Annotated in this window: 11 protein-coding genes; all 11 read left to right on the top strand. The window is 40.3% G+C overall.

The window, feature by feature from the left end; all coding sequences use genetic code 11:
* The coding region (gene loaP / locus ACTNBR_RS02775) for an antiterminator LoaP (protein WP_441042664.1) at positions 1-453 on the top strand (453 nt) is incomplete at its 5' end.
* A 106-nt stretch (positions 454-559) separates the two neighbouring features.
* Positions 560-2,695, top strand: a complete 2,136-nt coding sequence (locus ACTNBR_RS02770; protein ID WP_441015617.1) for a polysaccharide biosynthesis protein — start codon at positions 560-562, stop codon at positions 2,693-2,695.
* A gap of 195 nt (positions 2,696-2,890) precedes the next feature.
* Positions 2,891-3,961 (top strand): NAD-dependent epimerase/dehydratase family protein, encoded by a 1,071-nt coding sequence (locus ACTNBR_RS02765; protein ID WP_427805842.1) that lies wholly within the window; start codon positions 2,891-2,893, stop codon positions 3,959-3,961.
* 15 nt (positions 3,962-3,976) lie between these two features.
* A complete protein-coding gene (locus tag ACTNBR_RS02760) occupies positions 3,977-5,206 on the top strand; it encodes a nucleotide sugar dehydrogenase (protein ID WP_427805841.1) in 1,230 nt (409 codons plus the stop codon).
* A 91-nt stretch (positions 5,207-5,297) separates the two neighbouring features.
* Positions 5,298-5,855 (top strand): hypothetical protein, encoded by a 558-nt coding sequence (locus ACTNBR_RS02755; RefSeq protein ID WP_441015620.1) that lies wholly within the window; start codon positions 5,298-5,300, stop codon positions 5,853-5,855.
* 674 nt (positions 5,856-6,529) lie between these two features.
* Positions 6,530-7,804: a DegT/DnrJ/EryC1/StrS family aminotransferase gene (locus ACTNBR_RS02750; protein ID WP_441015623.1), complete on the top strand. Its 1,275-nt coding sequence runs from the start codon at positions 6,530-6,532 to the stop codon at positions 7,802-7,804.
* A complete protein-coding gene (locus tag ACTNBR_RS02745; RefSeq protein ID WP_441015626.1) occupies positions 7,804-8,214 on the top strand; it encodes a VanZ family protein in 411 nt (136 codons plus the stop codon). Before ACTNBR_RS02750 ends, ACTNBR_RS02745 begins: the two co-directional genes overlap by 1 nt.
* Complete coding sequence (locus tag ACTNBR_RS02740) at positions 8,215-8,844, top strand: sugar transferase (protein ID WP_441015629.1); 630 nt, start codon at positions 8,215-8,217, stop codon at positions 8,842-8,844.
* Positions 8,845-8,854: 10 nt separating this feature from the next.
* A complete protein-coding gene (locus ACTNBR_RS02735; RefSeq protein WP_441042663.1) occupies positions 8,855-10,021 on the top strand; it encodes a hypothetical protein in 1,167 nt (388 codons plus the stop codon).
* A gap of 16 nt (positions 10,022-10,037) precedes the next feature.
* Positions 10,038-11,003 (top strand): ATP-grasp domain-containing protein, encoded by a 966-nt coding sequence (locus ACTNBR_RS02730; RefSeq protein ID WP_441015635.1) that lies wholly within the window; start codon positions 10,038-10,040, stop codon positions 11,001-11,003.
* Positions 11,000-12,100: a glycosyltransferase family 4 protein gene (locus ACTNBR_RS02725; RefSeq protein WP_441015638.1), complete on the top strand. Its 1,101-nt coding sequence runs from the start codon at positions 11,000-11,002 to the stop codon at positions 12,098-12,100. The genes ACTNBR_RS02730 and ACTNBR_RS02725 overlap by 4 nt, the downstream gene beginning before the upstream one ends.
* The last annotated feature ends 32 nt before the right edge of the window (positions 12,101-12,132 follow it).

The raw sequence follows: 12,132 nt of genomic DNA, 5'->3' as shown, positions 1-12,132 counted from the left end.
GAAAAGAAGATAGACAAAAGTATTATGGAAGAATGTTTCATACCTCAGTATGAAGAGAAGAAACACTTCCGAGGTAAATGGACTGTTCAGAAAAAGATTCTATTTCCCGGTTATGTTTTTGTGGTTACAGATTATTTGAATGATTTATATGAAGAATTAAAACACATTGATGGAATGACCAAGATGATCGGAACCGGTCAGGAGATCGTTCCACTCACCGATGAGGAAGTTGAGTTTATTCAGCATTTCGGCGGTGAGGATAAGATCGTTCAAATGTCAGAAGGAATAATTGAAAATTCACAAGTGAAAATATTGTCCGGACCTCTTGAAGGGATGGAAGCGTTCATTCGAAAGATTGACCGCCACAAGCGTAAAGCCTGGCTGGAAATCGAAATGTTCGGAAGAATGCAGAGAGTTGAAGTGGGATTGGAAATTATTTCCAAAACCGTGTAAAAAATGGAACTGAAATAACTACGTTGCTAGAAACATCATTTTTTATACGATAAAAATACTGGTTATAAAAGAAAGTGCAAGGTTTAGAGGGTTGGGTTATTACAATATGCAAGAAGAAAAGCAAGATACTGAGCAAACTACGGACGTAAATGCAAACTTGGCAGGCGGTCTCAGAGCAAAGTTAAACAGAAAATTCAAGCACTGGGAGATTATTGCGTTTTATCTATTGATCTATGATGTGCTGGCAATCAATTTTTCTTATTTCCTGGGATTATGGCTTCGGTTTGATTTGCGCTTTTCTCTTATTCCCAAGGAATATCTATATTCGTTCTTAAAATTTGCGCCGGTCTATACGCTGTTTACGGTTGTCGTTTTTTATTTTTTGAAATTATATAACAGCTTGTGGCGGTTTGCGAGTTTCAGTGAACTGAATCGAATCATAGTATCATCTGCCATAACGACTTTTTTTCACCTTTTTGGAATTACGATTTTTGTGAAACGAATGCCGATTTCCTACTATATTATAGGGGCTATTATGCAGTTCTCTCTTGTGACTGCGATTCGATTTGCCTACCGCTTTGTAAATATGGAACGATCCAGGCGGGATAAAGAGCAGAATGCGCTTCACAGGGCAATGGTGATCGGAGCGGGAGCTGCGGGTCAGATTATTGTGCGTGATCTGAAGAATTCTGCTGAGGTGAATGCGCGTCCGGTCTGTATCATTGATGACAATGATAATAAATGGGGAAGACTGATGGATGGGATTCCGATCGTTGGCGGAAGAAATTCGATTCTGGCAATGGTGGAGAAGTACCATGTGGATCAGATCCTTTTTGCGATTCCGACTGCTTCTATGGAAGACAAGCGGGAGATCCTGAATATCTGTAAGGAAACGCATTGTGAGCTTCAGAGCCTTCCGGGCGTATATCAGCTGGCAAATGGAGAAGTATCACTGAGTAAGATGAAACCGGTGGCGGTGGAAGATCTTCTTGGTCGTGATACGATCAAGGTCAATATGGATGAAATTTTCCAGTATATTAAAGGGAAACGAATCCTGGTAACTGGTGGTGGTGGAAGTATTGGTTCAGAGCTGTGCAGACAGATTGCCGGACACGAGCCGGAACAGCTCATTATCTTTGATATCTATGAGAACAATGCTTATGAAATTGAGCAGGAACTGAAGCGTAAATATGGAGATCGACTGAATCTTGTGACGCTGATCGGGTCTGTACGTGACAGCAGAAGACTGGATATGGTCTTCAAAAAATACAGACCGGATATTGTGTTCCATGCGGCAGCCCATAAACATGTACCGCTTATGGAAACGAGCCCGAACGAGGCAATTAAAAACAATGTGGTAGGTACATATAAAACTGCTTTTGCGGCAATGAAGTATGGGACAAAACGGTTTATTCTGATCAGTACGGATAAAGCTGTAAACCCGACTAATATTATGGGTGCTTCGAAACGTCTTTGCGAAATGGTTATCCAGACTATGGATGCAATCAGCAGGGAAGGACGAATGGATCTGCTCCCGCATCTTCATGCACATCGGGATGGGATGAAGAGTGGAGAATTATCGCAGCTTAAAAATGGAAAAGCCGTAACGGAAGAACATAAGAAAATCAAAATAGAATCTGTAAAAAATAAAAATCGTACGGGTACACAGTTCGCAGCTGTACGGTTTGGAAATGTGCTTGGAAGCAATGGATCAGTTATTCCACTCTTTAAAAAGCAGATTGAAGCAGGTGGACCGGTTACGGTTACACATCCAGACGTTATCCGGTATTTCATGACGATTCCGGAAGCGGTAAGTCTGGTGCTTCAGGCGGGAACCTATGCCTGGGGTGGAGAAATATTCGTGCTGGATATGGGAGCACCGGTGAAGATCGATACATTAGCAAGAAACCTGATTCATTTGTCAGGGTATAAGCCGGATGTGGATATCAAGGTGGAATATACCGGGCTGAGGCCGGGAGAAAAACTGTTTGAAGAGAAGCTGATGGCAGAAGAAGGTATAAAGAAGACGGATAATGAACTGATTCATATCGGGAAGCCGGTTGCTTTTGATATTGAGGTGTTCTTGGAACAGTTAGTAGAACTGGCAGATGCTAGTTATAACAATAGTGAAAATATTGTTGAGATGGTGGAAGAAATGGTTAGTACGTTTCATCCGGTGGGGGAGAAGCCTACGGGGGATGAAAGAAATGGGAGAAATACTCAGGAATTCATTACTGCTTAATTAAATTGCCACAATCAGTGATGAAGAGTGTTCATCCACTCATGTACGAAAAAATTAAAAATAGAATGGACAAAAGCCTGCAGGGATAAACCCACAGGCTTTTGATATGCCTCAGACATTTATTATGAAACGTAATGTACAATATGGCTTTGATTATATAAAAAGAACTAAATTTAAGTTTTTTGGAGAAAAAAGATGCAGAAAATTGATTTAAAAGGAAAGACCGTTCTTGTAACCGGAGCGGCAGGATTCATTGGAGCGAATCTTGTAATCGAACTTTTGAAGACAATTGAAGATATAAAGATTGTTGGTATCGACAACATGAATGATTACTATGACGTATCCATCAAGGAATGGAGACTGAAAGAAATAGAGAAGATGGATGGTCAGTGGATATTTATCAAAGGGGATATCTCTGATAAAGAAACAATTGATGGAATCTTTGATGAGTATAAGCCGGAAGTGGTCGTAAATCTTGCTGCGCAGGCAGGTGTACGATACAGCATTACAAATCCAGATGCGTACATTCAGTCAAATTTAATCGGATTCTATAACATTCTGGAGGCTTGCAGGCACAGCTATGATAACGATGAAGTAGGTGTGGAGCATCTGGTCTATGCTTCCAGTTCCTCCGTATATGGAACAAATAAAAAGGTTCCATACAGTACTGATGATAAGGTTGATAACCCTGTCAGTTTATATGCTGCTACGAAGAAGAGTAATGAATTGATGGCTCATGCCTATAGCAAACTTTATAACATTCCGTCAACAGGTCTTCGCTTCTTTACGGTATATGGACCAGCCGGAAGGCCGGATATGGCTTACTTTGGATTTACGAATAAGCTGCTGAAAGGTGAGACGATTCAGATATTCAACTATGGAAACTGTAAGAGAGATTTTACTTATGTGGACGATATCGTTGAAGGTGTAAAGAGAGTCATGCAGGGTGCTCCGGAGCGAAAGACCGGAGAAGATGGTTTGCCGGTGCCGCCGTATGCAGTGTATAACATTGGAAATCAGAATCCGGAAAATCTTCTGGATTTTGTAGATATCTTACAGCAGGAATTGATCAGCGCCGGTGTGCTTCCGGAGGATTACGACTTTGAGAGCCATAAGGAACTGGTTCCGATGCAACCGGGGGATGTTCCGATTACCTATGCAAATACAGAGCCTCTGGAAAGAGATTATGGATTCAAACCCAGTACACCACTTCGAGAAGGGCTTAGAAGATTTGCTCAGTGGTATAAGGAATTTTATGCAGTATAAGGATGGGAAAACGATATGAATAGAAAAATAGCAGTAGCAGGAACCGGATATGTAGGATTGTCTCTGGCTGTTTTGTTGGCTCAGAAGAACCAGGTGACAGCCGTTGATATCATACCTGAGAAGGTAGAGATGCTGAATCATAAAAAAAGTCCGATTCAGGACGATTATATTGAAAAGTATTTGGCAGAGAAGGAACTAAATCTTACAGCCACAACTGATGGAGAATTTGCGTATAAGGATGCAGAATTCGTCATCATTGCGGCTCCTACCAACTATGACAGCAAGAAAAATTTCTTTGATACCTCTGCAGTGGAGTCTGTGATTGAGCTTGTGATGAAGGTGAATCCGGAAGCTATCATGGTGATTAAGAGCACCATTCCGGTAGGATATACCGAATCTGTCAGAAAGAAATATAACACAGACAAGATTATATTCAGCCCGGAATTCCTGCGTGAATCGAAAGCACTGTATGACAATCTCTACCCAAGCCGGATCATTGTGAGTTGTGACGATGGCACTCGCGAAAAGGCAGAGATCTTTGCAGGACTTCTGCAGGAGGGAGCAATCAAGAAAAATATCGATACCCTTTTTATGGGATTTACTGAAGCAGAGGCTGTCAAGCTTTTTGCCAATACATATCTGGCACTCAGGGTGTCATATTTTAATGAACTGGATACTTATGCTGAGATGAAGGGACTGAATACACAGGACATTATCAATGGAGTATGTCTGGATCCGAGAATTGGAACCCATTACAATAATCCGTCTTTCGGATACGGAGGATATTGTCTGCCGAAGGATACGAAGCAGCTACTGGCAAATTATGCGGATGTTCCTCAGAATATGATGTCTGCCATCGTAGAGAGTAATAGAACCAGAAAGGACTTTATTGCTGACCGTGTATTGGAAATCGCCGGAGGATATGAGGCAAATGACACTTGGAATAAAGGGAAAGAAAAAGAAGTTGTGGTAGGTGTCTATCGTTTGACAATGAAGAGTAATTCTGATAATTTCCGTCAGAGCAGTATTCAGGGTGTTATGAAGCGTATTAAGGCAAAAGGTGCGACTGTTATTATTTATGAGCCAACACTGGAAGATGGAGATACATTCTTTGGAAGTAAGGTTGTAAATGATCTGGAGAAGTTTAAAGCAATGAGCCAGTCAATCATTGCAAACAGATATGACAGTTGTCTGGATGATGTGAAGGATAAGGTCTATACAAGAGATTTGTATGGGAGAGATTAATGATTTGTTGTAATCACAAATAAATGGTCAGATAAGATTGTTTTTTCCTATCTAGTAAGAATACAAAGGAGTAATCAAGAGGTGATTCTACATGAATAAAAAAGCGGTCAGGATAGGAGTTGCTTGCGGGATTTTGCTTGGGGCAACAATGATTGTATATGCCATAACTTCTTTGTTTTTTACAAATAGTGAAACATCAAAACTTAATAAAAAAACGGTGTTCCAATTTAATCTTACGACTGATATGTCAGCAACAGAAGTGGGACCGGGGGATAGTTTTGATGTAAAGCCTGTTGTATATAGTGATGCAACAGAAGAAATGTATGTGTTTATTCAAGTAGATATGCCGACAACGGTAGATGGAGCACTTTTCTTATTTGATACTGATAATGATTGGTGTGTTGTTTGTGAGGATAGTGGAAAGGTTGTTTACGCTTATGGAGATACTGAGATGACAGTGTTGTGTCCAGGGGAAAGCACAAGTGCTTTGACAAATCAGATGACTATGCGATCAATTTCTATTGCAGAGTATGCAGCTATTGACGATATCAATGTCACGATTACTGGATATGCAATTGGGATAGAGGGCGTGTCTACGAATCCTACAGATGCATGGAATGAATGTAAAGCGATTGGAAATATTCAATAGAAGATATAGTTGTGACACTAAATGTTGGAATTAGTCCCTAATCATCTATCAACCGTAAAAAAGCAACAAAAACTAAGCTCCATATCACACCCGTATTCATCACTATTCACTACTTTTCCGCTATTTTTCCTCTATTCTGCCTACCACACGGGTTGAGGAGAAGGAAAAAGATGAATAGGAGTGCGGAATGCCACACCACAGAGGATGCGGAGGAGGAAAAGGTAGGTAAAAGTGTAGTAGAGAGGTGCATATCGACACCAATCCCTAATTATCTATCGACCCTCACTTTCACCTTCAATGCCTAATCATCTATCGACACCTCACTCTCGACACCAATCCCTAATTATCTGTCTACCTATCAACTTCACCAATTTTACTACTCACTTTTTGGTGAGTATGACGGTGCGGGAGGGGTGGAAAAGAGGGGGAAAGAGGGATTGAAAATGGGCGGAAAAGAGAAAAAAAGAGGTGCATGTAGGGGTGAATCCCTAATCATCTATCGACCCATCCCTACTACTACATCTCACTTCCGCTCAACCACAAAACCACCCATAAAAGAGTAGGGGGAATAAGAGCGGAGCGAGGAAGGTAGAAGTGTGGATGAGAAGAGGAAAAAGTGCAAAAGAACGCACCAAGGAAATATATAAGAAAAGAACAGACCAGGGGAGAAGGACATGTTTAAAAGAAAGTTTGAAGCATTTGATCACAAGATATGGCTGGCAAGTCCAACCATGCATGGTGAGGAATTAAAGTACATAACCGAAGCATATGAGACCAACTGGATGAGCACGGTTGGTAAAAACATAAATGAAGTTGAAAGAATCGCTGCTGAAAAGGCAGGGGTCAATTATGCTGTTGGTCTTTCTGCTTGTACTGCTGCTCTGCATCTGTGTGTGAAGTTGGCTGGTGAGAGATTGTACGGAAAGCCTGCAATTAGCCATGGTGCACTTGAAGGCAAGAGGGTATTCTGCTCTGATATGACCTTCGACGCAACTCTGAATCCTGTGGTTTATGAAGGCGGTATTCCTGTGTTTATCGACACAGAAAGAGATAGCTGGAACATGGATCCCGTTGCTCTGGAGAAGGCCTTTGAACTCTATCCAGAGGTTAAGCTCGTTGTATCTGCTGAACTCTACGGATTCCCCGGACGGATGGATGAGATCAAGAGAATATGCGAGAAGCACGGGGCTCTGCTGATTGAAGATGCTGCTGAAGCTATGGGGGCAACTATTGATGGTAAGCAGTGTGGCTCTTTTGGGGATTATAGTGCAGTCAGCTATAACGGAAACAAAATCATCACAGGTTCTTCTGGCGGTTGCCTGCTGTGTAGTGATGTTGAGGATGCGAACAGAGCTAGAAAGTGGAGTACACAGGCTAGAGAAAATGCCCCTTGGTATCAGCATGAGGAAGTCGGCTACAACTACCGTATGAGTAATGTCATCGCTGGCGTGGTGAGGGGACAGTACAAGTACCTGGAAGAGCATATCGCGCAGAAGAAAGCAATATACGAGAGATACAGAGATGGGCTGAAAGGCTTACCGGTTCAGATGAATCCGGTTGTAGAAGCTACCGAACCGAACTATTGGCTGAGTGCGTTGATAATAGATCCTGATGCTATGTGCAAGCAGGTAAGAGGGGAAGCAGATGTATGCTACAGGCCAGAAGAAGGAAAGTCCTGCCCGACTGAAATTTTAGAAGCAATAGCTTCTATCAATGCGGAAGGTCGTCCGATCTGGAAACCGATGCATATGCAGCCAATGTACAGAATGCATGAATGTGTTGGAAGAGAGGGTAGTATCCGCTGCCGGACCAACGCTTATATCGCTGGTGGTGTAGAAGATGTTGGCGCTGATATCTTTGCTCGTGGTGTGTGTTTGCCGTCTGATAACAAGATGACGGAATGTGAGCAGAGAAAGATTATTGAAGTTATCAAGGCTTGTTTTGAGTGATGGGGAAGAACAGGGAAAGAATAATAGCTGGAATCCTATTAGTCCTCTACATAGGATTTATCATATACACAACACTCTTGTGCAGGGAACCGAAAGACTACAGGGAATACAACTTTCAGCTGTTCTGGTCATGGAGAAAAATTGATGCACAGGCAAGACAGATACTCCTGAATATCCTATTCTTCGTACCATTTGGTCTTCTTGTTCCGTTTTGCGTTGATGGCAGTTGGAAGAGAAAGCTGATTTTCACAGTAGCTTCAGCCTGCTTTTTATCCGGAACAGTCGAGTTCCTCCAGTTGTTATTTAAGCTCGGTTTTGCCGAGTTTGATGATGTGTTTGATAACACAATGGGTGCTGCGATTGGTGCCGTTGTTGTTTTGATGTTGGGAAGAGTTAAGAGGGGAAAGTAAATGAGTCACAAACCATATGGGCCATATGAGAAATATTTTAAAAGACCAATCGATTTATTATGCGGTCTTTTAGCGGTAGCTTTATTTTGGTGGTTGTATTTAATTCTTATCATCCTTGGTGCAATCTTCATGAGAGGAAATCCATTCTTTTTCCAGGAGCGTCCTGGTAAGGATGAGAAGATATTCAGACTCATTAAATTCCGTACCATGGACAACAGGAAAGATAAGGACGGAAATCTCCTGCCTGATGAAATCCGGTTAAACAAGTATGGCAGATTTCTGAGAAAAACAAGTCTAGATGAGATTCCGGAAGCTTTTAACATTATTAAGGGTGACATGAGTTTGATTGGTCCTCGCCCTTTATTGGTTCAATATTTACCTCTTTATTCAGAAAAGCAGAGACACAGACATGATGTTAGGCCTGGACTTTCGGGATATGCTCAGGTAAATGGAAGAAACTCTATCACATGGACTCATAAGTTTGAACTGGACTGTGAGTATGTTGACAAGATAACTTTCCTGGGGGATTTGAAAATTCTATTCCAAACGGTAGAAAAGGCATTTATAAAGCAAGAAGGAATCTCATCGGCAACGTCTGACACAATGGAAGATTTTGATGGGACTAATTGAGGGAAAAAGTATGGAATTAAAAACACCATATTATGTGATACATAAAGAGGAACTTGATTCTAATTTCAAAAAGTTAAAAGATGCAATGGAAAAACATTGGGGCAATTACATTGTTGGGTATTCTTATAAAACCAATGCTTTACCTTGGGTAATAAAACATTTTGATACGTTAGGTTGTTATGCAGAGGTAGTATCTGAGGATGAATACAATCTTGCGAAATTGATCGGTGTTCAAAAAAACAGCATTATTTATAACGGCCCTATCAAAACAAAGGACACTTTTATTGAGGCATTAGAGAACGGATGTATTGTTAACATTGATTCCCAACGGGAGATCGAATGGCTTGATGAGGTTGAGAAAGCCAAAAGGACAGTCGGGATTCGTATCAATTTTGATATCGAAAAAATGTGTCCTGGCCAGTCACAATGTGCTGAAGAAGGTGGACGATTTGGATTCTGTTATGAAAATGGAGAGTTATCCAAAGTAGTCCGCAAGCTTCAAGAGAAGAATGTAAAAATATCAGGAATTCATCTTCACACAAGTTCTAAATCAAGAGGACTTGATATCTACCGTGCAATTGCAGAAATGGCATGTAAAGTTCAAGAAGAATTTAGATTTGACCTAGCTTTTATTGATGTTGGTGGAGGATTTTTTGGAGGATTGTCTACCAAACCACAGTTTGATGAGTATCTTTCTCTAATGGAAGATATATTATCAAAGCATTTTAATAAGGAAAGAACAAAACTTATCGTTGAACCTGGGATGGCAGTTATTGGTGCGCCAATAAGTTATGTCACCACCGTGGTTGATGTAAAAGATACTGAGTTCAATCGATTTGTTGTCACAGATGGAACTAGAACCAGTATTGATCCACTGATGACAAAATCGTCATATTTTCATACATATGAAAGACATAGCGACAAAGAGCGGATTCCAAAACAAGTTATTTGTGGATATACATGTATGGAACATGACCGGTTGTTTACCGCAATAAATGAACCTGAATTAAGCGTTGGTGACAAGATTATTTATGATAAGGTTGGAGCATACACAATGTGCCTTACTCCATTATTTATCAAGTATTTTCCTGATGTTTATGTAGAAGAAAATGATGAGCTTAAGATTGTAAGAAATGCGTGGAAACCGGAACAGTATGTTATGAATTCAATGATTTGAGGAGGACGGAAAAAAGATGAATATATTACTTTTAAGCTCAGGAACAAGAAATAAGATTGTACAGTATTTTAAGAAGGCATTAGCAGGTGACGGAAATGTTATCTGTACAGATATGAGTAATTTAGCACCTTCAATTTATGAGGCAGATAAATATTCTACTGTACCGAGAATGACAGCCCCGGGATATTTGGATGTTATTCTCGACATATGTAAGAAAGAAAAAATCGATGGCGTTCTTAGCCTTATTGATCCGGAGCTTTCCCTGTTAGCAGAGAACAAAGAGAAGTTCGCAGCAGTAGGTACAACCGTTATTGGTTCTTCATATGAGCTTTGCGAAATGTCGCTGGATAAGTATGAGATGTACAAATGGTTAACTTCACATGGATATAAGTGCGCGAAATCCTATATGAATAAAGAGGAATTCTACGCAGATGTGGAAGCCGGGAAAGCGCAATACCCTGTATTTGTGAAACCAGCTAGAGGTAGTGCAAGCATTGCTATTTCTAAGGTGTACGATAAAGAGACTATCGAACTTCTTTTCTCACATAGTGAAGGACTAATGATTCAGGAATTCCTTGATGGCCAAGAAATCGGTGCTGATGTTTACATCGATATGATCAGTGGAGAGGTTATTTCTATCTTCACTAAGAAGAAGATTCTTATGCGTGCCGGTGAGACTGATAAGGCTGAATCCTTTAAAGATGAAAAGCTGTTTGATTTGATCAAAAAGTTTGTTTCCGAAGCTGGATATAGTGGACAGATTGATATCGACATCTTCGATGTAGGCGGAGAGTACTACATTTCTGAAGTTAATCCTCGTTTCGGTGGTGGATACCCTCATGCTTATGAGAGTGGTGCAGACCATATGAAACTAATCCTAAACAATCTTGCTGGAAAGGCTAATGAATGCGTTGTAGGTGAGAACTACGAAGTTGGAACCTACATGATGAAGTATAACGAAGTTATGGTGAGAAAACAGTGAATAAAAGAGTGCTAATTATATGTAATTGTTCTTCTGGCTTGAATGATTTTAGAGGAATGCTAATTGATGAACTTATTGCTTTAAATAATAAGGTATATGCAATTGTTCCACCTTCTGATTTGGAAGAAGAGTTATTTGCGGAAGAACAACTAACCGCAAGAGGTTGTGAACTTCTTAGTATTCCTATTGATCGACGCGGAATAAATCCATTGGCAGACATAAAACTATTCTTAAATTATAGAAAAGAAATCAATGAAATTAAGCCTGATTTGGTTATCACATATACAATTAAGCCTAATGTTTATGGTGGAGTAGCTTGCCGGTTAGCAAAAATCCCTTATGCAGTTAATATAACTGGACTTGGTAGTGCATTTGAAAATGACGGTCTACTAAAAAAAATAGTAACTATTATGAATAAAGTAGCGTGTAAAAATGCTAGAGTTGTGTTCTTTGAAAATGAAGAAAACAGACAAATATTTATTAAAGAAAAAATAGTAAGGGAAAGTCAGACACATCGATTGAATGGCGCTGGGGTCGACTTAGGTAAGTTTCAAGTATATGAATACCCACACGGAGAAGTAACGAAGTTTTTGTTTATGGGACGCGTGATGGCTGAAAAGGGAGTTGATGAACTCTTCGAAGCAATGAAGAAATTGATTGCTGATGGTGTTAACTGCGAGCTGGATGTCCTAGGGGGTTATGAAGAAGATTACAAAGCGAAGATAAAGGAATACGAGAGTGAAGGTTGGCTTCATTACCATGGATACCAGAAAGATGTAAGACCATTTATTGAGAAGTGTCATTGCTTTGTATTGCCGTCTTGGCATGAAGGAATGGCAAATACAAATCTAGAAAGCGCAGCAATGGGAAGACCTGTAATCACAACTAATATACACGGTTGCCTGGAGTCCATTGAAAATAATAAAAGTGGATTCCTTGTTGAAAAATGTGATGCTGATGATTTGTATAATGCAATGAAAGAGTTTATTAGTCTATCATATGATGAAAGAAAAAACATGGGCTTAGAAGGTCGAAAAAGAATGGAACAATTATTTGACAAAAACATTGTTGTATCGGAAACCATAAGAAGACTATGAGTAAACTTTTAGTGATTGGACTAGAGGTATGT

The sequence above is a fragment of the Bariatricus sp. HCP28S3_F11 genome (genome assembly GCF_052065395.1).
Classification (GTDB): domain Bacteria; phylum Bacillota; class Clostridia; order Lachnospirales; family Lachnospiraceae; genus Allocoprococcus.
The sequence above is the reverse complement of the archived record's forward strand: the minus strand, read 5'-3'. Positions and strand labels throughout refer to the sequence as shown.